Origin of the sequence: Bacillus sp. m3-13, from assembly GCF_000175075.1 — a bacterium.
Lineage (GTDB): Bacteria > Bacillota > Bacilli > Bacillales > Bacillaceae_I > Sutcliffiella_A > Sutcliffiella_A horikoshii_C.
On sequence record NZ_ACPC01000020.1, the window covers coordinates 208,171 to 231,654 of the forward strand.

The following is a 23,484-nucleotide window of genomic DNA, read 5'->3' on the forward strand; positions in this document are numbered from 1 at the left end:
AATGTCTCCTCACTTTTCCTTGTTAGTAAATCGGGATTCTACCGCACGGGCATGCGCTTCTAGACCCTCTAGGCGAGCAAAAGCCGCAATTTTATCCACATTCTCTTTTAAAGCCTGTTCACTGTACATAATCACACTGGACTTTTTCACAAATTCGTCCACAGACAATCCACTGGAAAAGCGGGCAGTCCCATTAGTAGGTAACACATGATTCGGCCCGGCAAAATAATCCCCAACAGGTTCTGAACTGTATCTTCCCAGGAAAATAGCTCCGGCATGCTTGATATACGGCAGAAGGTTCATTGCCTCAGCTGTCATGACTTCCAAGTGCTCCGGCGCCAGCTCATTGACCACACGGAGTGCCTCTTTCATCGTGTCTGTTACAAAAATAGTGCCATATGCTTCAATGGAAACCCGAGCTATTGCTTCACGCGGCAGGCTTGAAAGCTGTTCTTCTACTTCCTTTGCGACCTGTTCCGCAAGTGATGCCGAAGTGGTCACAAGAACACTTGAAGCAAGTTCATCATGTTCTGCTTGGGATAATAAGTCCGCGGCAATCTCGTCAGCGTGTGCCGTTTCATCAGCCAATACGACAATTTCACTAGGTCCGGCAATGCTATCGATATCCACAAGTCCATAGACTTCTTTTTTCGCAAGTGCCACAAAAATGTTACCTGGTCCCACAATTTTATCCACAGCCTGAATGGTTTCCGTTCCATAAGCAAGAGCCGCAACAGCCTGTGCTCCACCAACTTTATAGATCTCATTCACACCTAGAATATCCGCTGCCACGAGCACCCCTGCAGGCAATGTCCCATCTGCAGAAGGAGGACTCACCATCGCAATGCGCTCCACCCCCGCCACTTGTGCCGGAATAACATTCATCAACACGGAAGACGGATAGGCCGCTTTTCCACCGGGTACATAGACACCGACCGCATCAAGCGCTGTCACCTGTTGCCCAAGAATCGTGCCATCCAGTTTAGTGGATAACCACGACTGTTTTACCTGTTTTTGATGAAAATCACGGATGTTTTCCGCTGCATTGTGGATAATGTTGATAACTTGTGGAGAAAGTTGTTGATAAGCTGCTTGAATTTCTTCTTTCGTTACTTTTAATGTGGATATCTTTGCACCATCCCATTTTTCCGTGTAGGAAAACAGCGCTTGATCTCCTTGTTCCTTGACCGTTTGCAGGATCTGAAGGACTGCCTCACGTTGTTCTTCTGTTCCTTGGTCAATCGAACGGCGTAAAGATACCGATTCGCTCACTTTTTCTATCTTCATCATTTTTTTACACCTCTCCAACTACCTCTGCTAATCTATCCACAAGTTCATCAATTTGCTTGTCTTTTAGTCGATAACTCACAGGATTCACAATCAATCGCGACGTGATATCCACAATTCTCTCAAATTCCACTAATCCATTCTCCTTAAGCGTTCGTCCTGTGGATACGATATCCACAATACGGTCGGACAACCCGATCAGTGGGGCTAATTCTATCGACCCGTTCAGTTTGACGATCTCCACCTGCTCCCCTTGCTCCCGGTAATAGCTTGAAGCGATCCCAGGATATTTGGTTGCAATCTTAGGAGCCACATCTTTCATTTCTGTTCCGGGCAAGCCTGCCACCGCCAAGTAGCAGTCACTGATCTTGAGATCAAGCACTTCATAGACATCGCGCTCTTCTTCAAGCATCACGTCCTTGCCGGCAATTCCGACATCTGCCACACCATGCTCCACATATGTAGTCACATCCATCGGTTTAGCTAAAATAAAGCGCATGTTTTCATCCGGTACATCAATAATCAGCTTTCTGGAATTCTCCAAATCGGGAGGAATGTTATATCCCGCTTGAACAAGCAATTGAGCCGCCTCTTCAAATATTCTCCCTTTTGGCATCGCAATTGTCAGTACGCTCATGCTTCGCTCTCCTTTCTAGCTTTTCCAAGAAAAAAGGTTACTTCGCTGAAGGACGCGGTGCATGCATCCACATTTTCCACCCCTGCAATGTCTTGTACGATTACTTTTTCCCCAGCTTCTCTTTTTGAAGTGGCAAATGCGATTGCCTCTTCTCTTCTTTCTTGGCTGAATAAGACTCCATGTATTTTCACTTCCGCCTTCTTCACACCTTTTGCTTCTAAAAGACGATCTAAATGAATCCCGAAACCTGTTGCCGACTTCTCACGGTTGAATTTTTGGAACAACTTATCATATCTCCCGCCATTTCCGATTGGAAAGCCGATGTTGCCTGCATACGCTTCAAACACAATTCCTGTGTAATAACTCATATGACTGACAATATTCAAATCAAGTTTCACAAACTCTGCTACACCATAAGCTTCTAACATCGTCCACAGTTGCTCAAGCTCTTGAATCGCTTTTTTACCTGCATCTCCATCCAGCACTTCTTTTGCAAGCTCAATGTTGGACGAATCTCCTCTTAACGTTAATAAGTTTAAAAGGCGTTTTTTATCAATAGAGGACAAAGGCAGATTTTTCACATGCTCCCGGTACCCAACGTAATTTTTTTCATATAAGTATCTTCTTAACGTTGCCGCTCGCTCTTCATTACCGACTATGTCTAGGAAAATCTCCTGCAAAAATCCGATATGTCCGATCGCGACAGTGAACGTTGATAAACCAGTATTTTTGAGAAGTGCTACAAGCAAGGCAATCATTTCAGCATCGGCACTGATTGAACGATCACCAATGCACTCGACACCTATTTGCTCAAACTCTGCCGGTCGTCCCGCTTCATTCTGTTGGGCACGAAAAACGTTGGCAGAGTATGCAAGTCGCTGCGGATAGCCTTCATTTAAAAGTCTGGAAGCTGCCACCCTGGCAATCGGTGCTGTCATGTCTGGCCTTAAGACTAGCGTATGTCCTTGCTGATCTAATAGTTTGAACAGTTGCTGATCGAGGATAGCCGATGCTTCGCCGACCGTTTCGTAGTATTCAAGTGTCGGGGTCTCCATAAACTGATAGCCCCATTGACTGATTTCTGCTGTCATCGTGTTTTTGACGTTTTGTTTTGCTTCATATAAGGAAGGAAGCGTGTCCCGCATTCCTAGTGGTTTTTCGAACATGAATAGTTTTGAATTTGACATGTGGATACCCACCTTTTAAAATAATCTGAAATCCTTTAGTTCGCTAATATGGTAACATACTAACAAAATGAAGCTTTTTGGTCAAGTGTTAACGGTCTGGTGTATGCCTTACTCTATTTTGGGTAAAAAAAGGCACTTTATCCTTGGAGACAAAGTGCTTGATATGTTGAAGATTGTTGATTGCAATTATTGATGAAGACTTCACTGGCTCAATTTTTATGCTTGTCAGGTCTTCATAACGGTTATGAGGACTTCTCTGACCTGAAATTGTCGCTCGACAGGTTTTCATAACGGTCATGAGGACTTCTCTCGCTCAAATTTTATGCTAAACATGTCTTCATAACGCCCATGAACACTTCTCTCGCTCAATATTCATGCTAGACACGTCTTCATAACGGGTATGAATTCTCTAACTCAAAAATGGCGCCAAACAGGTCTTCATACGCTAGCTGAGCTTCTTCCCAACTCACCAACTAAAACCTCATCCGCTCCTGCATTTCTTCTTTCGTATAGATGACGCGCATCGGGTTGCCCCCGACGAAGGCGCCTTCTGGGACGTCTTTATGTACGAGTGTGCCGGCGGAGACGATGGCTCCGTCGCCAATCACCACGCCGGGAAGGATGGTCGTGTTGGCGCCGATCATGACTTCGCTGCCGATTTCCACATCGCCAAGGCGGTATTCCTTGACCAGGTATTCGTGGGCAAGGATGGTGGTGTTATAGCCAATGACCGTGTTGCGGCCGACGCTTATTTTTTCCGGAAACATGACATCAAGCATGACCATTAAGGCGAAAGAGGTCTGCTCGCCTACCTTCATGCGCAAAAAGGTGCGGTAAAGCCAGTTTTTCATTCCGAGAAACGGTGTGTACCTTGCAATCTGAATGACGGCGAAGTTTTTCACCACTTTTAAAAAAGGGACGGTTTTGTAGACGTGCCACAGAGAATTCGCGCCTTCCACCGGATAGCGGGTCGTCCGTCTACTCACCCTCTGTCACTCCCACTATTGGCAGCAGGTCTTGCATACGTGTCAGCGTGTAATCCGGTTCAAAGGATTGAAGGTATTCCACTCCTTTAATCGTCCAGCTCACTGCTGCCGTTTTCGTTCCGGCATTTTTGCCTGCTAAAATGTCGTGAAAGTTATCGCCGACCATGATTGCCTCATCAGGCGTTGAACCAAGCTGCTGCAGGGCAAGGTGGATTGGTTCTGGATCTGGTTTGGCATTTGTGACATCATCAAGGCAGACCACCACATCAAAGAATTGGTCAAGGCCTGTCAACTTTAGTCCCATCACCACTGTCTGACGCATTTTTGTCGTCACGATTCCTAGCTTCAAACCTTTTTCATGAAGGAGCTTCACTGTTTCCACTACCCCTTCAAACTCTGTTACATACTCATCATGTTTGGTCATATTAAAGTCTCGATAATGAGCAATCATTTCGTCTACTCTCGATTCATCCATTTTCACGAATGTGTCGTATAATGGCGGGCCGAGGAAGGTCAGTACGTCTTCACGGCCATATTGCTCCGGATAATAATGATCTAAAGTGTGAAGGAACGACTCAATAATCAGGTCGTTCGTATCTATTAACGTTCCATCTAAATCAAAAAGCACGGTATTAATGGTCATAAGAGGCTTCCTTTCTTTTTGCAAGTTCTAGCCGTTTCCAAATGAAAGCCACGGCTATCGTAAGGAGAATGGCTGTTGTAACACGGATGGCAAGCAGCGGCCATACAGGGATGCCGAGCGGGATGAAAATCAATGTATCCTCCACCACCGCATGACAGGCAACGAGAAAAATAAAGGCAAGAGTCAAATCCTTCTTACTTACATTATCCTCTTTTACTGCTTGAATCATAACTCCTGCTCCATAGGCAAGGCCAATGACCAGACCTGCCGCCATCGTAGTAGAAGTATTTTCTTTCATGCCAAGCGCACGTGTGAACGGTCCCATCCACTTTGAGAAGACCGCCAACCAGCCAAGTTCCTTCATATATTGCACGAGGATCATAAGCGGAATGACGATGATCGCAAGCTGCAAAATCCCCATCAAACCTCGCTGGGTGGCATCAAGAATAATAGGAAAAAAGCCAGTTACAGCTTCTTCTGATTTTGCGACCATCCCGTACTGGGCAAGCTCGCCCCCACCTTTCCAGACTAGGTTGATGATAATTCCTGCAGAAAAAGCAAGGCCAAGTCGCACCGCTAAAATCACCCATATTTTCAGCCCTACTTTTGCCGCTACGGTCGACTCTACTAAAAGATTATGTGAAAACGAGAGCATCACTGCTAAAATAAAGACCTCTTTGACGGTAAGGTCTAAGGTGAGGATGGCACCGATTCCAGCATAGAGGTTTAGGAAATTTCCTATCACAAGCGGAATGGCTGCTTCACCTGACAGGCCGAATATCCCCATGATCGGCGCAATCGCGTTTATAAGATACTGCAAGACTGGTGTATGTTGAAGAATGCCAACAAGGAGGGTGACAGGGAAAATGACTCTCCCCAGTGTCCACGTCGTCCCGAGCCCCACCATCAGCCCGCGTTTAAATGTTTGCATCTTGAAGCTCCTCCCCCTTTGAAGTAGCCGCTCCATTTTTTATCTTTTGGAGACTTTGCTTATTTAGTCGCTTCAGGCGTGTTTTTCTTCGAGTCCATATAACGCTCTTTGTTTTCTGGATCCAAGTAACGTCTGTTGGCCATGCCAAGTACACGACGCACAACGATAAGTGCAATGGCAAGAACGACAAGTCCGATGGAAATAACTTGTGCAATTCTTAAAGACTCTGTCAGCATCAAGCTGTCCGTACGCATACCTTCAATAAAGTAGCGTCCCACAGAATACCAAATCACGTAACTTAAGAAGAGTTCCCCGCGTCTTAGGTTTACTTTTCTCAGTAAAAGAAGCAATCCGACACCCACAAAATTCCAGATTGACTCATAAAGGAACGTTGGGTGATAGTATGTACCGTTAATGTACATTTGGTTGATGATGAAATCCGGTAAGTAAAGTCCTTCCAAGAAAGTTCTAGTCACTTCTCCACCATGGGCTTCTTGGTTCATGAAATTTCCCCAGCGTCCAATCGCCTGACCAAGAAGGATACTTGGTGCACCAATATCGGCAAGCTTCCAGAACGAAATTCCTCGTATTCTCGCAAAAATAACCCCGGTGGTGATGGCTCCAATCAGTCCACCATGAATCGCCAGGCCACCTTCCCATATTTTCAAAATATCGCCTGGATTTTGTGAATAATGATCCCACTGAAACGCTACATAATAAAGCCTTGCACATAAAATTGCGATCGGGATGGCAAACAAGACTAGATCGACAAATACATCTTTGTTTAGCCCCCGTCTTTCGGACTCCCTTGTGGCCAGCCATAAACCAAGCAGGGCTCCTGTTCCAATGATTGCCCCATACCAGTAAACCGTTATTGGCCAACTGATCATGACTGGATTTAACGGCTCAATGTTTCCTAACAACATATTCCCCACACTCCATTATTTTTTAAATGTCTTCATGCTCGTTTTCATTATTAATGACACCTGACAGACGGTTGGAGAACTGTTCGGCAGCATTCATGCCCATTCTCTTCAAGCGGAAATTCATCGCGGCCACTTCAATAATGACAGCCAAGTTTCGCCCAGGACGAACAGGAACCGTCAAGCGTGTGACTTCAGAATCAATAATCTTCATCTTTTCTTCATCCAACCCAACGCGGTCGTACTGTTTGTTTTTATCCCAAAGCTCAAGATTAATGACAAGCGTGATACGTTTGTAGCTACGCACCGCTCCCGCTCCGAAAAGAGTCATCACGTTGATGATACCTAGTCCCCTAATTTCAAGCAGATGTTCAATCAGTTCGGGAGAGTTCCCGATAAGCGTATCCGTATCTTCCTGTCTGATTTCAACACAATCATCCGCCACAAGACGGTGTCCTCTTTTTACAAGCTCTAGCGCCGTCTCACTTTTACCAACGCCGCTTTTCCCAGTGATCAGCACACCAACTCCATAGATGTCGACAAGCACACCATGAACGGCTGTTGTCGGTGCAAGCTTTCCTTCTAAATAGTTGGTCAAGTGGGAGGAAAGCCTCGTCGTTTTCATCGGGGAGCGCATTAGTGGCACACTTTCGTACTCTGCGGCTTCCACAAGCTCAGGCGGAACCTCCATGTCCCTTGAAACAATGATTCCCGGAGTGATGTCCGTACAGAGCTGATTCATACGCTCTCTTTTTTCCTTCGGCGTAAGCCTTTCAAAAAAAGACAGCTCCGTTTTTCCAAGCAGCTGGATTCTCTCTGCCGGATAGTAGGTAAAATAACCGGCCATCTCTATACCAGGTCGGGAAATATCACTTGTCGCGATCGGACGGTTCACGCCCTCTTCCCCACCAATCAATTCAAAATTAAACTTCTCAATCAGATCCTTTGTCCGAACCTTTGGCACAACCAAAACCTCCTTAAGTATGGAAACACCCTGCTGGTATGTTGCTAATCAAGTGTCATGCTTCCTATGTAAAATCACCTTTTCTCATTTTAGCACTATTTGACTTTTTTATTAAGTGGGAGACCTAGCGTACAGAAAAAAACGCGAACCTTTTAGAAAACAGGTTCGCGTTTCTTGTTACTTCTTTTTTTGCAAAGGCTCGACAATCGCCTTCTGGATTAGCAAATTTAATATAGATATAACAATCGCTGCCAATATGGCCGTTCCAAACCCATCAATGTTGAATGCATCTCCCATCAAGAAAGCAGTCAACATGAGCGTGATGGCATTGATGACAAACAAGAACAACCCAAGACTTAGCAACGTGACAGGCAATGTCAGAATCACCAAAATCGGTTTAACAATGGTATTCAACACTGCCAAAATTAAACTTGCAATGATCGCCGCTCCTACACCGCTCAGCTGGAACGAATCAAAATAGCCTGCGACCACGATTAATATCAATGCATTAACGAGAATACTGATAGCCCATCTCATCAGCGTATCTCTGACTCTTCATTAGGAAGTAGAAATGTTAAAACAAAGTACGTCACAATCAAAGGCATTACTCCTGTCGGAAATAAAAGGATGACAAAAATAACACGCAGCAGATTGGAATCTACTCCTAAATATTTCCCTAGACCTCCAAGTACTCCCGCAAGTTTACGGTCGTTCTTGGAACGGATAAGACGTTTCATATTACTTCACCTCATATGGTTTGATTAAAATGGACCCTGTATTTGTTTCCGCAAAGATGTATGTGAGCGGAGCATCTTCTTTTTTCGCCTTAAAATGAAGCGACTTTTGTACCACTTCATTTTTCTCCTCTACAATATCCATTCCTGGAACCTCGCATGTAAAGCTTCCAAGATTCGTTTTCAACTCTGCCTCCACTGCATTAACAGTTGGGATGAACAGGTCCACACTGCCTGTTTTTGTTTTTGCCATAATGGAACGTGCAGCAGATCCAGTCAACTCACCGACCACATTTCCATTAAAGCTCTGAACATCGAGCTTCTCGATATCTCCGCTAACTCTCAACATGCCGTTGATTGTTTCTGCTTCGATTTCTTTCGCATCGCAATCTGTCAATTGTATATGACCATTTGCCGTTTCCGCTTCAATATATTCGCTCTTTAAGTTCTCCCATGTTAACGAGCCATTCGCCGACTTCATTTTCATCGACTTTACATGTAAACCTTCCCCTGATATCGGTCCATTAAACATACGGATATTCAGACTGTCGTATTTTTCTTCTGGAACATAAACCGTAGCATTCACTTTTATATGCTTCTTTTGGACAGAAAAACGCAGTTTCCCAGCTTCAATGGAAAATAGTACTTCACTCAAGAAAGCTTTGCGCGCGTCATCTTGGGAGTTCTCCTCATAAACTTTCGCCTCACACTCTATCTTCACATCATTCTCTTTCCAAGGAACCACCTTAACTGCCCCATTCGCCACATCAAGATCGATATGCTGCAAATGCACATCTGATTGCTGGAAAATATGTTGAATGGAGATAGAAGGGCCAAAGTTGAAATCCAAATCCAAGTCTTTAATCTTCTGCAGCGCACTACCAACAAAGTCTAAGATATTATTTTTAAAAGAGGACGCCTGTTTGCTGTAAGAATCAAATTTGGATTTATCAAAAGAGCTTGATCCGCTCGAAGACCAACCTGACGAGCCGGAGCCATTTTTATAATTGGCATTGGAAAATACCTTTGATGACAGTGCTTTAAAGATATTGTCTTCTGCTTCCTGTGAACCTTTCGCATCCTTCGCGAGCTCAGAAACAATTTCATCCTGCCGCAAATTCTTCTCTTCACTATTCTTCTCCAAACTCTCCAATAAAATAATCGCCTCTTCCGCCGTCAGCTTACCTTCCTCCACCAACTTCAAAATACGCTTACGCTCTTCCATACATAACATCCTCCCTTTATATAACCTTTCAACTAACTACAACCGCAACTTAACATACCTTTGAATTCATCTATACTACCTCTACGACCGAACACACCCAAAAGTTTCACTTTCCGCTTATACACTTATTGTTGCATAAAAATTTCGAAAAGGGGTCAGACCCCGGCAGGATTTTTCCACCTCATGTCGTACGCCTCAAGTCTTATTTGTTTGTTGTGCGTTGGGATTCAATTTGGTTTCTTTGAGTCTCCCTCTCTCCTAATGGTATAATGGTTCTAGTTTCTGGGTATAGATTGTGTGGAAGGAGTGAAATGGATATGGATTTTATTATGGATCATTTGTTGACTATCATTATTGTGCTGGTCGTTTTATTTGTGGTGATTCCTTTCTTGAAAAGCATTTTATCTAAACTAGTTATGATTGGACTGATACTTGCCGGCTTGATTTTCTTTGGCGTGCTGGGTCCAGATTTCACTGAGTCTTCCTCTAATTATGTGGAAAATACCATTCGTCCTGTTGTGACGAATGAAATAGATAAAGCAGACTTTCACTATGATGAAGCGTCAAAAGAGTACAAGATTCAAAGTGCCTCTTTTCACCTGATAGGAAAACTAAACGAAAACACTGGCGAAATTCGTTTCAAGGATAAAACCTATGAGATGGATGTTCGATTCTTACAAGATATTATTAAAAAGAAAGTTCAAGAACAAGAGACAAACCAATAGAATTACAAAAAAGAAGGATGGTTGCCGAATTGGCGTAACCATCCTTCTTTTAACTCTATACCTAAAAACTATCCTTTGTTGACCGCTTCGACTTTCTTTACTTTCTGATCCATTCGATCACGGTCACGGAGTAAAACAGGTCGAAGATATTGCCCCGTATAAGAAGCATCTATTTCAATAACTTCTTCAGGTGTACCAGTCGCAATGATGCTGCCACCTTTGTCTCCACCTTCGGGACCAAGGTCGACCATGTAATCCACCGCTTTAATGACATCTAGGTTATGCTCAATAACAAGCACAGTATCCCCATTCTCCACTAATCGTTGTAGAACCTTCAATAATCTCGAAATGTCATCCACATGTAAGCCAGTTGTCGGTTCATCCAAGATATAAAGGGAACGACCTGTAGATCTACGGTGCAATTCTGATGCAAGTTTAACACGTTGCGCTTCCCCACCAGATAAAGTGGTTGCAGGCTGACCAAGCGTAATATAGCCTAAACCAACATCAAAAATGGTCTGCAGCTTCCGCTTGATTTTTGGAATGTTTTCAAAAAAGCTTACAGCATCCTCAACCGTCATCTTCAAAATATCGTCTATATTCTTTCCTTTATACTGTACTTCAAGCGTTTCACGGTTATAACGTTTTCCATGACACACTTCACATGGCACATACACATCAGGGAGGAAATGCATTTCGATTTTAATAATCCCGTCCCCACGGCATGCCTCACAGCGTCCGCCTTTCACATTGAACGAAAAACGACCTTTCTTATAGCCACGAACTTTTGCTTCATTGGTAGATGCAAATACGTCACGGATATCATCAAATACCCCTGTATATGTCGCAGGGTTAGAACGTGGCGTTCTTCCAATTGGGGACTGATCGATATCAATTACCTTATCAAGATGGTCAATCCCTCGGATCTCTTTATGCAGTCCAGGTTTGGTCTTCGCATTATGCAATCGTTGGGCAAGTGCCTTATGCAAAATTTCGTTAATCAACGTACTTTTCCCGGATCCTGACACCCCTGTTACTGCCACAAAACATCCAAGCGGTATTTTTACATTCACATTACTCAAGTTGTTTTCATTCGCACCGATTACTTCAATGAAGCGGTCCTTTACTACTTTTCTTTCTGTCGGTAGCGGAATGAACTTCTTGCCTGATAGATATTGACCTGTCAAAGAGCTCTCATCGTTCATCACTTCTTCAGGTGTACCAGCAGAAATCACCTGACCTCCATGGACACCTGCTCCAGGTCCGATATCAAGCAAATAGTCCGCTGCCATCATCGTGTCCTCATCATGCTCGACGACAATTAACGTGTTTCCGATATCGCGCATGTTTTTCAGCGTCTGAATGAGTCGGTCATTATCTCGCTGATGAAGTCCGATAGATGGCTCATCTAGAATATACAAAACCCCTGTCAATCGAGAGCCGATTTGAGTTGCGAGACGAATCCGTTGCGCTTCTCCCCCAGAAAGAGTTCCGGCAGAACGGCTCATCGTCAAATAATCAAGCCCGACATTGTTCAAGAAGCCTAGGCGTTCCTCAATCTCACGTAGAATCATATGGGCTATCTTTCTTTCTTTTTCCGTCAGCTCAAGGCTATCAAAGAAGTCCAATGCTTCGACAATGGAAAAGTTCGTCACATTTCCGATATGCTTATTGTTGATAAGCACCGATAGGCTTTCTAACTTCAAACGGTTCCCCTTACAAGCTGGACAAGGTTGCTGAGCCATATACTTTTCCATCTGTTCACGAATGTAGTCAGAACTCGTCTCCTTGTAGCGTCTTTCCACATTGGGGATAACTCCCTCAAAAATGATGTAGCTTTCCCGCACTTGTCCAAAGTCGTTTTCATAGCGGAAGTAAATTTCTTCTTTTCCACTACCATAAAGGACTTTATCCAAAAGATTCTTGGGGATATCTTTCACAGGTACATCCATGTCAATGCCAAAGTGGTTACACACCGCCTGCAGCATTTGTGGATAATATTGTGAACTTGTCGGCTCCCATGGTGCAAGGGCGTGCTCTTTTAGGCTGAGGTTTTTGTTTGGCATCACCAAATCAATGTCCACTTCTAGCTTTGTGCCTAAACCATCGCATTTTTGACAAGCTCCATATGGACTGTTAAAAGAAAACATTCTTGGTTCTAGTTCACCTATTGAGAATCCACATTGTGGACAAGCATGATGCTCGCTGAAGAGAAGTTCCTCTTCCCCAATTACATCCACAATAACTTTTCCTTCCCCCAGTCTAAGAGCAGATTCCAATGAGTCTGACAGACGGGTTTCCACGCCTTCTTTCACCACAATACGGTCTATAACTACTTCAATGGAATGCTTTTTGTTCTTTTCCAATTCGATATCATCGGAGATTTCCATCATTTCTCCGTTCACACGCACACGCACATATCCTTGCTTTTTTATATCCTCAAGTGTTTTCACATGCGTTCCTTTACGGCCTTGGATCACCGGCGCAAGAATTTGAAGTTTGGTCCGTTCCGGGTATTCCATGATCCGGTCTACCATTTGTTCAATGGTTTGGGAGGAAATCTCTATACCATGCTTCGGACATGTCGGTCTACCTACCCGTGCAAAAAGAAGACGTAGATAATCATAGATTTCTGTTACCGTTCCAACAGTAGAACGAGGATTACGGCTTGTCGTCTTCTGGTCGATGGAGATGGCAGGTGACAGCCCTTCAATCGCATCCACATCCGGTTTGTCCATCTGCCCAAGGAATTGGCGCGCATAGGCAGAAAGGGACTCCACATATCGGCGCTGTCCTTCCGCATAGATGGTGTCAAAGGCAAGAGAGGATTTCCCCGATCCTGACAGCCCTGTTAACACCACTAATTTATCGCGGGGAATTGTTACATCTATGTTTTTTAAGTTATGGGCTCTGGCCCCTTTTACAACTATTTTATCCATTGCCATCCTTATGTCATCCTTCCGCTTTGAGCTCCAAGATGAGGTCACGAAGCTCGGCTGCACGTTCGAAATCGAGCGCTTTTGCCGCATCTTTCATTTCCTGCTCCATGCTTTCTATGAGCTTTTCTCTTTCTTTCTTGTTTTTCGGTCTTAGTGACGGTGCTTTGCCATCGTAATTGCCATCTTCCTCGGCGACAAATGTCGCGCGGATAAGTTCCGGAACTTTTTTCTTAATCGTTGTCGGCGTGATGCCATGCTCCAGGTTATAAGCCTCCTGGATTTCTCGGCGACGCTTTGTTTCATTTAAAGCAATATCCATGGATTTCGTTATTTTATCTGCATACATGATGACTTTACCGTTTGAGTTACGTGCCGCACGTCCGATGGTCTGAATCAAGGATCGTTCGGAACGGAGAAAACCTTCTTTGTCCGCATCTAAAATGGTGACAAGCGACACTTCCGGAATATCGAGACCTTCCCTCAATAGGTTGATCCCGATCAGAACATCGTGTTTCCCCATCCTTAATTCTCTAATAATTTCAATCCGATCAAGCGTCTTGATTTCAGAATGCAAGTACGCAACTTTAATACCTAGCTCTTTTAAGTATGCTGTAAGATCTTCAGACATCTTCTTCGTCAAGGTGGTGACAAGGACCCTTTCATCCTTTTCCACACGTTTATGGATTTCACCAATAAGATCATCAATCTGGCCTTTTATTGGACGAACTTCAATAATCGGATCAAGAAGTCCGGTCGGTCGGATGATCTGTTCGACCATTTTTGGTGTATGCTCAAGCTCGTAAGGTCCTGGTGTGGCCGAAACATAGACAAGCTGGGCTGTTTTCTTTTCAAACTCCTCAAACCTTAATGGACGGTTATCCTTTGCTGACGGCAGGCGGAAACCATGGTCTACTAGAACTTGCTTTCGCGCCTGGTCCCCATTGAACATCCCTCTGATTTGTGGAAGCGTAACGTGGGACTCGTCAATGACCAATAGAAAATCTTCCGGGAAGAAGTCCATCAGTGTGTATGGCGTCGAGCCCGCAGGACGGAGTGTCAAGTGACGGGAGTAGTTCTCGATTCCAGAACAAAAACCCATTTCCGCCATCATTTCCAGATCATATCGGGTACGCTGCTCCAGTCGCTGAGCTTCTAGAAGTTTTCCTGCTTCGCGAAGTTCTTCCAGTCTCTCCTCTAGTTCTGCCTGAATATTGACGATGGCCTTTTTCATCTTTTCTTCGCGGGTTACGAAGTGAGATGCAGGGAATATGGAAACATGGTTACGATCTCCAAGAATCTCCCCTGTTAGTGCATCCACTTCTCGTATGCGGTCGATTTCGTCTCCGAAAAATTCCACACGAATACAATGTTCGTCACGGGATGCTGGGAAAATCTCCACTACATCACCACGAACCCGGAATGTTCCGCGCTTGAAGTCAATATCATTCCTGCTGTATTGGATGTCTACTAAATCGCGTAGCAAGACATTCCGTTCTTTTTCCATGCCTGTTCTTAAGCTGACGACAAGATCGCGGTATTCTTCCGGTGACCCCAATCCATAAATACAAGACACACTAGCGATGATAATTACGTCGTTCCGCTCGAAAAGCGAAGCCGTTGCTGAGTGACGAAGCTTGTCAATTTCGTCATTAATGCTTGCGTCTTTTTCTATGAAAGTATCAGTGGAAGGTACGTACGCTTCGGGTTGATAGTAGTCATAATAACTAACAAAATATTCAACTGCGTTGTTAGGAAAGAACTCCTTAAACTCACTATATAATTGCCCTGCCAACGTTTTGTTGTGGGCGATGATTAATGTTGGTTTATTTACTGCCTGAATCACATTGGAGACAGTAAACGTCTTACCGGTACCAGTAGCACCAAGAAGCGTCTGATGCTTTTTCCCCTTTTTAAGGCCTTCCACAATCTCCGCGATCGCGGTCGGCTGATCTCCATCCGGCTTATATCCAGAAACTAACTCAAATTGTTCCATCCACAAAAAGCCTCCATTTCCGTTCATCTAACCTCTACCAATATTCTACCACAATACATGCCCAAAACAACAAAAATACGAACTGATATTCGGTTTTTTATATTAATATCCTTTTTTCTCTATACCCGAGTCTGTTGCGTTTTAAGAGTGTTTTCTATATTCTTATCATTATCATGTATTAGGAATCGGAAACTAGTTTTGAGGAGATTTATAATGAAAAAGTTTTTTATCAGGAAAAATTATAGAAAATTGTTCTGCATAGGTTGGATTATTATGTTACTGACAGGCTGTTCGTTCAACGATATTCCCGAAGAAACGCTAGACTTTCCTTATCTAGATGAACGTGCATTGGAAAATCCCGGGGTAGAACTAACCTACAGTGAAGTGGATGGCGAGTATGTGCATGATTTTATCAAAGATAATAAAGATAAAGCCATTAGGTGGACTGCTACGGTGACACGTGTAGAAAACAACTCAACGTACGAGCTGCAGGAACCGCTTCTACCAGCAATCCTCGTTACTTTTGCAGACGAATTAAATCATACACCAGAAGTTGGGGACGTTCTGACATTCGAAGGCGTTCTCACCGGATACGGAGAGACATTTGGCAAAGACCCGCTTTGGGTAGTAAGGCCAGCCAGCCTCGAGTCGACGACCACTGAAGAGCAAGAAGAATTGGCCAACTATCAACATGCAGCACGACAAGCAAAAGAGGGAGCAGACATTCCGTAACTCGGAAATGCCGCTCCCTCTTTTTTATTTAAATTTCCCTACCATGCGCTTTGAATACAAAAATCCGATCACTAGAGAAAGGACGTCCAATAAAATAACATACCATTCGTTCCCATGTCCTTTAAGAATGGAAACTAGAATGAGCGCTGCCGCCAAACCTGTACCCACGTAAAGGTTATAGGTCACTCTTGTGAAAAGGACCACGAGCAGCGCAGGGATAATCAACGCTAAAACCAGCTTTACTAACAATCTGAAAACCTCTTTTCTATCTCATCCGAAAATCTTCTAAAGTTAGTATAGCAGTTTTGGGGCTTCTATATAATAAGAATTAATCTACTTGTATCACCTGAATGTCATCACCAGAGACATTTTGAATGACTGTTTTTCCATTTTCCTTTTTAAAAATTATAGAATAACCTTTTAATAATTCACCATCGTATTTAACCATAACTTGCATTCTCATCTTTCCACTTCGTACACCTTCTAAATCCAAGTCATCCATTGGAGATTCAAAAACGTAGTCTTCCTTTACTGGAAAGTCGTACCGATTTAAAGTAAAGACGGGGCCACTGTCCATCGACTGTTCAACCTCTACATAATTGGTTCCCAGTATGTTACGAATCTCCACCTTGCTCATTCCTGTAGATACATTACTCAAAACAAATTCCGCAGAAACGGTCTCCTTGTCCGTTGTTGTTTGCATAACCCCATAAAGTGTACCCGAAACAATGAACAAGAGTAACACACTCAACACAATCCTTGGATGTCCCCACCAGCTTTTTCTCTTTTTCGCTCCCTTAATTCTCTCCACCACTCGTTCCCGGTCTACACTTGTAAATAAAGAATTTGGCGAAATGAAATGGTCCATTTCCTGTTTAAAGTGATCGCCTTCTAGTCGAGGATTCTTGCTCATGTTCATCGCCTCCTTCCAGTATGTATACTCTCACCTTGTCTCTTCCACGTTTGAGCCTCGTCTTTACAGTATTCTTGTTTACTTCCAAAAGCTCTGAAATCTCTTCCACCGAAAAGTCTCTATAATAATGTAGAATAAGAACTTCCCTATATTTCAGTGGCAAACTCATTACCACAGCAGCAAGCTCTTGGCTTTCCTCTGAAATTAAAACCTTCTCATCCGTCAGTTCACCATCTGCCAAAAACGGCTGGACCAACTCCATGACCTTATGCTTAAAACTTCTCAAATAATCCTTGGAGATATTAATGGCAATTCTATAAATCCATGTTTTCAACTCGCTATCCCCTCGAAAAAGATGCAAATTCTTATAAACTTTCACAAACACCTCCTGGGATAAGTCGTCAACCACGGCATAATTTCGCACATATGTGTAGATTAATCGTTTAATCTCTTCGCCATAGTGATCCATAGCCCACACAACCATTTCTTCTCGTTTTTCCTCCGACAAATCATTCTCCCTAGCCAATCCGCCCCCTCCTTCTTGTTTTTTCTGTTTGACGTTTTATAAGAATAATAGGTTTCATTTTTTCTAAAGAATTCAAAAGAAAAACCACCTATCTGGTGGTTTCTGCTACAATAATTATTCCACTTCCACAGCTATCTCTGTCACGCTTCTCAATTTTTTCTGTTTATTAGCTAACTGAATTTTATTTACAAATGTAATGAGGGACTGCGTGTCTCTATCGTTTTCAATTAAAAACTCTACTAAGTATGTATATCTTCTTTTTTTTACATTTGCCTGAACACCAAGTATCTTGGCTTTAAACTCAAGCAGTTGATTGGCCACCCTGAACTTCAAGCCTAATAGCACTTTACTATTTTCCGGAATCTCCACACGACTAATAAACCGCAATTTTTCCATATTAAGCTCTTCCATGTATACTTTCGTACTGCCTGTAGTCACTTCACGACCATTCACCTCTAAAATCGTCATCCCACCGACTACGTAGTGCCTTGTTCTATATAAACCTAGCCATATTAACTTATCGTCTTGATTCCCCACAAAATTGCCCCCTAATCCCGTGCTTTTGGTTATTATATCGGCCGGGGAACCCCTACTATAAAGGGATTTTTAAATCTTACTGGCAATTAGACTTTCTAAAGACTTCTCTCACAAGAAAACTCACTCATTTAGGTCTTTATAGCACTCCTTAAGACCTCCGCAAACCATAATCTCCTCCACTCAGGTCTTTATAAAGCTTCTTAAGACCTCCGCAACTCATAATCTTCTCTACTCCGGTCTTTATAACGCTTCTTAAAACCTCCACAACTCAAAATCTTTTCTACTCCGGTCTTTAGCCAACACCCCAATACAAAAAAGCCCAAAACACCCCGCCTGAAAGGGTATTCTGAGCTTTTTATAAAATTAAACTTAATCTTCTTCCGCCATAATATCAATCAGGCCGATTTTCGGATTCTTATCTTGGAACCAGCGTAACGAGAAGTCGTTATCAAACAATGCAACATACTGATCGTTGCGGTCTTTCACCAAAATGTTACGGGAATCAAACAATGAAGTATCCACGTCTTGGTTTTCCAACCAACGAGGAATTTTCGAGCCGATCATGTTGTAGACGACTTCCACATTGTACTCGCCCTTCATGCGGTACTCAAATACATCCAATTGAAGCTGACCAACCGCTCCAAGAATGTAGGCTTCTGTACCGTATTGACGGAACAACTGGATCGCACCCTCCTGCACAAGCTGAGTGATTCCTTTTCCAAACTGCTTCCCTTTCATGACGTTTTTCGCTTCTACTTTTACGAAAAGCTCAGGAGCAAATGTTGGGATCTCATCGAACTCGACCTTTTGATTGCCACCGCTGAACAGAGAATCACCAATCTGATACACACCCGGATCATAAATACCGATGATGTCACCAGGGTACGCATGATCTACCGTTTCACGGTCAGATGCCAGGAACTGTTGAGACTGAGTCAATTTAATGGATTTACCTGTTCTGCTTACCGTAACAGTCATTCCACGCTCAAATACACCCGAACAGATACGCAAGAACGCAAGACGGTCGCGGTGAGCAGGATTCATGTTCGCCTGGATTTTGAAAATAAACCCGGAGAACTCTCCAGATTTAGGCTCAACCGTACCTTCTTCTGTTTGACGAGGCTGCGGCTCACTAGCTAGATCCAAGAACGTACGGAAAAACATTTCTACACCAAAGTTAGAGATCGCACTTCCGAAGAACACTGGCGTCTGCAATCCATTCTTCACTTTGTTAATGTCAAAGTCATTTCCGGCCTCTTCCAACAGTTCAAAGTCTTCTTTTGCTTGGATAAAAGTCGGGTGGGTAGAGATTTCCTCCACAGCATCCAGTTCCTTGAAAGGAATACGGTCCTCTTCATCTTTTCCTTGATAACGAATGAACACTTCGTTGTAACGGTCGTAAACACCCAAGAAGCGTTTCCCCATTCCAACCGGCCAGTTCATCGCATAAGATTCGATGCCAAGCACTTCTTCAATCTCTTCCAAAAGCGCAAGCGGCTCTTTCCCTTCACGGTCCAATTTGTTAATGAACGTGAAAATCGGAATTCCACGCATACGACAAACTTTGAAAAGCTTGATAGTCTGAGGCTCTACCCCTTTTGTACAGTCGATGATCATCACGGCGCTGTCCACGGCAGTCAATGTACGATACGTATCTTCACTGAAATCTTCGTGTCCTGGGGTATCCAAGATATTGATATGCCTATCCATATATTCAAAACTCATAACACTCGACGTTACCGAAATTCCACGCTTCTTTTCAATCTCCATCCAGTCAGAAGTTGCAAATTTTTCCGGATTTCTTTCCTTTTACCGTACCTGCTGAACGAATAACGTTTCCGAATAATAAAAGTTTCTCCGTCAGGGTCGTTTTTCCCGGCATCAGGGTGGGGATATAATCGCAAAGGTTCTGCGGCGGTCTATCTCTTTATTTAAAAGTTCATTTTTCACAGTTTCCGTACCTACCTCTCAAAAATTACACAATAGTGCTATTATAACAGAAATCAGCGCGAGAAAAATATAGCAATCCAACGAAAACCTATTTCCATTCTTCCTATTCTCGGTTATACTCTTTGTAAATATATGTTAGGAGTGATCATTTTGGCAAAAAGTAAAGCAAAAAAGCTGCGTGACAAGCAAGTCCGCGAAGGCAAGCGCAACCCCGAAAACAGCCGCGGCACTTACGCCCTTGCAAACCTTACAACCAAAACAACCAAGACGAAAAAAGAAAAATTGAATCAGCTGTACAAAAAAGAACGACAATCTCGCTATGGTGGTGACCGGGAGAATGTCGTTCTTTATTTATTATATTTAAAAAGTGCATGAAGGAATTTCATTCAATGTTGTTTCCAGTTGATTGCAGTGGAAGGCGCGCAGACGCCCGCAGGCAAGCGAAGCGCCTGGAACGGAAATCAACCGTTAAGCCCATCTTCCTTATTTCTTCTGCTGAAAAGCTACCACCGCATCAAACTCCTGTTCATACAGTCGGCTCAATCGAATGAACAGCGGCGTCAGTTCTTTATACACTTCCACTTCCGCTTGGTCAGGTACATACCCGTTCGTCGTCCCCACCATCTCATTCATCACATCAAACGAGTCAATCTCACCTAGTGCATACAAACCAAGAACTGCAGCACCAAGGCAAGAGCTTTCCACGCTTTCCGGGATGCTTACTTCCTGATTGAAAATGTTCGAAAGCATCTGACACCAAACTTCTGAGCGAGCAAATCCGCCTGTTGCATGTATCTTTTCAGGAATTCCGATAATCTCTTCCAATGCTAGCAACACTGTATAAAGATTAAGATTGATTCCTTCTAATACCGCGCGCATCATGTGCTCTCTTTTATGGTGGATGCCAAGTCCATAGAAGGATCCACGTGCGTTTCCATTCCATAACGGTGCACGTTCACCTGTCAGGTAAGGGTGGAAAAGTACGCCCTCCGCACCAGGTTTCACTTGAGCAATTTTTGCAGTCATGACATCATAAGGATCGACGCCAAGTGCTTTTGCCTCTTCTACTTCCGCTTGGCAAAATTCATCACGCAGCCAGCGCATAATCATGCCACCATTGTTGACAGGACCACCAATGACCCAATGATTTTCTGTCAGTGCATAGCAGAATGTTCTACCCTTCGGATCGGTTACAGGCTTGTCCGCAACGGTTCGTATTGCTCCGCTTGTTCCGATCGTCAATGCCACAACGCCTGGCTGCACTGCGTTTACCCCAAGGTTGGAGAGTACTCCGTCATTTGCACCGATCACAAATTTCACATCAACAGGCAAACCTAACTTCACAGCCCACTCTGCTTTCAATCCGATGATGATTTCTGTTGTGGGCACAAGGCGAGATAGCTTGCCAGGTGTCACACCGGCAACTCCCAGTGCACCTGCGTCCCAATCCAATTTCTCCAGGTTTAACATTCCTGTTGCGGAGGCGATGGAGTGGTCTACGACGTATTCACCAAACAACTTGTGAAACACATATTCTTTTATGGAGATGAATTTAGATGCTTTTTCAAACGTTTCTGGATGTTCGTTTCGCAGCCAAACAAGTTTTGCCAAAGGAGACATCGGATGAATCGGTGTTCCTGTTCTTCGATAAATCTCGTGGCCATCCCATTCATTCTTAATTTTCTTGGCCCATTTCTCACTTCTTTGGTCTGCCCACGTAATGCTTTTAGTCAACGGAATTCCTGCTTCATCCACTGCAATCAGGCTGTGCATCGCCGCACTGAAGCTCACATGGGAAAGGTCTGTGGTATCGATGCCACTTTTGAGAATAGTTTCTCTAATCGAAGCAACCACCGCTTCGAGAATTTCGTCAGGATCCTGTTCTGCTGCACCCATTTCTGGAGTGTACAAAGGATATTCCACGGCGTGTTGGCTTTTTACTTTACCATTCTTCGTAAAAAGAACCGCCTTTGTGCTTGTTGTTCCTATATCAACGCCTAGCATGTATGTTGTCATGGTGATGTCCTCCTTGATTCAAAATCACAACGGGCCAAGGAAATAACTCCTTGACCCTACTTTAACTTATCCTATAAATATACCAATAATTACCGCTACTGCAAAACCTACAAGACCGATGATGGTTTCCATAACCGTCCAAGATTTTAATGTATCTTTTACATCAAGGCCGAAGTATCTGTTTACCAACCAGAAACCGGAGTCGTTTACATGAGATAGAACCGTTGCTCCAGAAGCGATTGAGATAACGATTAGACCAAGTACAGGTCCTTCAAGACCCATGATACCGATTAGCGGCGTGATCAGTCCTGCTGCCGTTACCATTGAAACGGTTGCGGATCCTTGCGCCACGCGGACTGCCGCTGCGATCAAGAACGCTAGGACGATTGGAGGCAATGCAGATCCTGCCATCATTTCACCTAGAACATCACCAACACCAGAGTCGATTAGAACCTGCTTGAACACTCCACCGGCACCTGTTACAAGGATAATGATACCAGCTGGCTCAAGCGCTTTTGTTGCGATATCTTGTACATCTTGTTTTGTATAACCGCGCTTCGTTCCAAGGAAGTAGAACGTCAGTAATGTTGCAATCGTCAACGCTACGAACGGGTGACCAACAAATGTCGTGATCTCTCGAACGATGTGACCTTCTTCATAGATGACCGTTGAAAACGTATTCACTAAAATCAACACTAAAGGTACTAAAATAATAGAAGCAATAAGTCCGAATCCTGGTAGATCCTTGTCATATTCCTTATCTTCGTCAATTTCCATATATTTTGGTACAACGACGTGAATTTTCTTACCGATATATTTACCGAACACCGGTCCAGCTAAAATCATAGCCGGAATACCTGCGATAACACCAAACAGGATAACCCATCCAAGGTCTGCGCCAATTAAGTCAGCTACAGCAATAGGTCCTGGAGTCGGCGGGATGAAGCTGTGCGTTACAGCAAGACCAGCTAGTAATGGAATACCGTAGTGTAAAAGGGACTTCCCTGTTTTTTTTGCCAAGCCATACACGATTGGCACTAAAATGATGAAACCTACATCAAAGAATACTGGGATTGCTACTAAGAAACCTGTGATACCAAGTGCCCATTGAGACTTGTCTTCTCCAAATTTCTTCATTAAAGTTTGAGCAAGTCTTTCTGCTCCTCCTGAAACTTCTAGCATTTTACCGAACATCGCACCAAGTCCGACAACGACTGCAACGAACCCGAGGGTACCTCCCATTCCGTTTTGGACGGATGCGGTAACTTCATTTAGCGGCATGCCTGAGGCGATACCTACTAGTAAGCTGACTAGCAGCAGGGCTACGAATGCGTGTAGTTTTGTTCGGATGACTAGGAATAATAGTAGAAAGATTGCTGCTGCTGCGATTAGGATTAGCATGGATCCTGACATGATTTGTTCCTCCTTTTTGAATACCTCTATTTTGAAAAAATATGTTTTCACTTTAACTTCCTGATGACTTCCGTTCCAGGTGTTCGCTTTCCGCGGGACGTGTGCTTGAGCCTCCTCGCTTCGCTGTGGGGTCTCAAGCTACCGTTATCCCCCGCTGGAGTCTCACACCTTGCACTCCAGTCATCAGGAGGAATCTTCATTAACTATGACGTCTCTTGTTATC

Annotated in this window: 22 protein-coding genes and 1 pseudogene; 3 read left to right on the top strand and 20 right to left on the bottom strand. The window is 43.8% G+C overall.

Annotated elements, in window-relative coordinates; translation table 11 throughout:
* Nucleotides 1–9 precede the first annotated feature (9 nt).
* The 11 genes from hisD to M313_RS0114890 form a co-directional block, all read right to left on the bottom strand.
* Entirely contained in the window at nucleotides 10–1,287 is a 1,278-nt protein-coding gene (hisD, locus tag M313_RS0114835; RefSeq protein ID WP_010196877.1) for a histidinol dehydrogenase, read from the bottom strand.
* Nucleotides 1,288–1,294: 7 nt separating this feature from the next.
* Nucleotides 1,295–1,924, bottom strand: coding sequence for an ATP phosphoribosyltransferase (hisG, locus tag M313_RS0114840; protein WP_010196879.1), 630 nt, complete (start codon nucleotides 1,922–1,924; stop codon nucleotides 1,295–1,297).
* On the bottom strand, nucleotides 1,921–3,111 hold the full coding sequence (locus M313_RS0114845; protein ID WP_010196882.1) for an ATP phosphoribosyltransferase regulatory subunit: 1,191 nt from the start codon (nucleotides 3,109–3,111) through the stop codon (nucleotides 1,921–1,923). Before M313_RS0114845 ends, hisG begins: the two co-directional genes overlap by 4 nt.
* Nucleotides 3,112–3,584: 473 nt before the next feature.
* Nucleotides 3,585–4,097, bottom strand: a complete 513-nt coding sequence (locus M313_RS0114855; RefSeq protein ID WP_010196885.1) for an acyltransferase — start codon at nucleotides 4,095–4,097, stop codon at nucleotides 3,585–3,587.
* Entirely contained in the window at nucleotides 4,090–4,740 is a 651-nt protein-coding gene (ppaX, locus tag M313_RS0114860) for a pyrophosphatase PpaX (RefSeq protein ID WP_010196888.1), read from the bottom strand. The genes M313_RS0114855 and ppaX overlap by 8 nt, the downstream gene beginning before the upstream one ends.
* Entirely contained in the window at nucleotides 4,730–5,671 is a 942-nt protein-coding gene (locus M313_RS0114865) for a nucleoside recognition domain-containing protein (RefSeq protein WP_010196894.1), read from the bottom strand. The genes ppaX and M313_RS0114865 overlap by 11 nt, the downstream gene beginning before the upstream one ends.
* 59 nt (nucleotides 5,672–5,730) lie before the next feature.
* Nucleotides 5,731–6,597: a prolipoprotein diacylglyceryl transferase gene (lgt, locus tag M313_RS0114870; RefSeq protein WP_010196896.1), complete on the bottom strand. Its 867-nt coding sequence runs from the start codon at nucleotides 6,595–6,597 to the stop codon at nucleotides 5,731–5,733.
* Between the two features lie 22 nt (nucleotides 6,598–6,619).
* Nucleotides 6,620–7,558: an HPr(Ser) kinase/phosphatase gene (gene hprK, locus M313_RS0114875; protein ID WP_010196899.1), complete on the bottom strand. Its 939-nt coding sequence runs from the start codon at nucleotides 7,556–7,558 to the stop codon at nucleotides 6,620–6,622.
* A gap of 177 nt (nucleotides 7,559–7,735) precedes the next feature.
* Nucleotides 7,736–8,098, bottom strand: a complete 363-nt coding sequence (locus M313_RS0114880; protein WP_029326534.1) for a phage holin family protein — start codon at nucleotides 8,096–8,098, stop codon at nucleotides 7,736–7,738.
* Nucleotides 8,095–8,295 carry a PspC domain-containing protein gene (locus M313_RS0114885; protein ID WP_010196904.1) on the bottom strand — a complete coding sequence of 67 codons (201 nt, stop codon included), beginning with the start codon at nucleotides 8,293–8,295 and terminating at the stop codon, nucleotides 8,095–8,097. Before M313_RS0114885 ends, M313_RS0114880 begins: the two co-directional genes overlap by 4 nt.
* A gap of 1 nt (nucleotide 8,296) precedes the next feature.
* Complete coding sequence (locus M313_RS0114890; RefSeq protein ID WP_010196905.1) at nucleotides 8,297–9,517, bottom strand: DUF4097 family beta strand repeat-containing protein; 1,221 nt, start codon at nucleotides 9,515–9,517, stop codon at nucleotides 8,297–8,299.
* Nucleotides 9,518–9,834: 317 nt separating this feature from the next.
* On the opposite strand from M313_RS0114890, the gene M313_RS0114895 reads away from it, so the two are divergent.
* On the top strand, nucleotides 9,835–10,242 hold the full coding sequence (locus tag M313_RS0114895; protein WP_010196907.1) for a hypothetical protein: 408 nt from the start codon (nucleotides 9,835–9,837) through the stop codon (nucleotides 10,240–10,242).
* Between the two features lie 68 nt (nucleotides 10,243–10,310).
* Here M313_RS0114895 and uvrA read toward each other — a convergent pair whose 3' ends face one another.
* Both uvrA and uvrB read right to left on the bottom strand, forming a co-directional pair.
* A complete protein-coding gene (uvrA, locus tag M313_RS0114900; protein ID WP_010196909.1) occupies nucleotides 10,311–13,187 on the bottom strand; it encodes an excinuclease ABC subunit UvrA in 2,877 nt (958 codons plus the stop codon).
* A gap of 7 nt (nucleotides 13,188–13,194) precedes the next feature.
* The gene (gene uvrB, locus M313_RS0114905; protein WP_010196911.1) at nucleotides 13,195–15,174 is read right to left on the bottom strand and encodes an excinuclease ABC subunit UvrB; all 1,980 of its coding nucleotides are present in this window, start codon (nucleotides 15,172–15,174) and stop codon (nucleotides 13,195–13,197) included.
* A 213-nt stretch (nucleotides 15,175–15,387) separates the two neighbouring features.
* Between uvrB and M313_RS0114910 the strand changes: the two genes are divergently transcribed.
* Nucleotides 15,388–15,906 carry a hypothetical protein gene (locus M313_RS0114910; protein ID WP_010196913.1) on the top strand — a complete coding sequence of 173 codons (519 nt, stop codon included), beginning with the start codon at nucleotides 15,388–15,390 and terminating at the stop codon, nucleotides 15,904–15,906.
* Between the two features lie 24 nt (nucleotides 15,907–15,930).
* On the opposite strand, the gene M313_RS0114915 is transcribed toward M313_RS0114910, so the two are convergent.
* The 5 genes and pseudogenes from M313_RS0114915 to M313_RS0114935 form a co-directional block, all read right to left on the bottom strand.
* A complete protein-coding gene (locus tag M313_RS0114915) occupies nucleotides 15,931–16,155 on the bottom strand; it encodes a DUF2198 family protein (protein ID WP_010196915.1) in 225 nt (74 codons plus the stop codon).
* Nucleotides 16,156–16,234: 79 nt separating this feature from the next.
* Nucleotides 16,235–16,819 (bottom strand): hypothetical protein, encoded by a 585-nt coding sequence (locus M313_RS0114920; protein WP_010196917.1) that lies wholly within the window; start codon nucleotides 16,817–16,819, stop codon nucleotides 16,235–16,237.
* Nucleotides 16,782–17,345, bottom strand: coding sequence for a sigma-70 family RNA polymerase sigma factor (locus M313_RS0114925; protein WP_010196919.1), 564 nt, complete (start codon nucleotides 17,343–17,345; stop codon nucleotides 16,782–16,784). The genes M313_RS0114920 and M313_RS0114925 overlap by 38 nt, the downstream gene beginning before the upstream one ends.
* Nucleotides 17,346–17,459: 114 nt before the next feature.
* Complete coding sequence (locus M313_RS0114930) at nucleotides 17,460–17,882, bottom strand: hypothetical protein (protein WP_010196923.1); 423 nt, start codon at nucleotides 17,880–17,882, stop codon at nucleotides 17,460–17,462.
* A 369-nt stretch (nucleotides 17,883–18,251) separates the two neighbouring features.
* Nucleotides 18,252–19,832: pseudogene (locus M313_RS0114935) on the bottom strand (peptide chain release factor 3).
* Between the two features lie 141 nt (nucleotides 19,833–19,973).
* On the opposite strand from M313_RS0114935, the gene brfA reads away from it, so the two are divergent.
* Nucleotides 19,974–20,207: a ribosome rescue factor BrfA gene (gene brfA, locus M313_RS0114940; protein WP_442778103.1), complete on the top strand. Its 234-nt coding sequence runs from the start codon at nucleotides 19,974–19,976 to the stop codon at nucleotides 20,205–20,207.
* 108 nt (nucleotides 20,208–20,315) lie between these two features.
* Here the strand turns inward: brfA and gntK are convergent, their stop codons facing one another.
* Both gntK and M313_RS0114950 read right to left on the bottom strand, forming a co-directional pair.
* Nucleotides 20,316–21,854, bottom strand: a complete 1,539-nt coding sequence (gene gntK / locus M313_RS0114945) for a gluconokinase (protein WP_200859862.1) — start codon at nucleotides 21,852–21,854, stop codon at nucleotides 20,316–20,318.
* Nucleotides 21,855–21,914: 60 nt separating this feature from the next.
* Nucleotides 21,915–23,261, bottom strand: coding sequence for a GntP family permease (locus tag M313_RS0114950; protein WP_010196933.1), 1,347 nt, complete (start codon nucleotides 23,259–23,261; stop codon nucleotides 21,915–21,917).
* Between the last annotated feature and the right edge of the window lie 223 nt (nucleotides 23,262–23,484).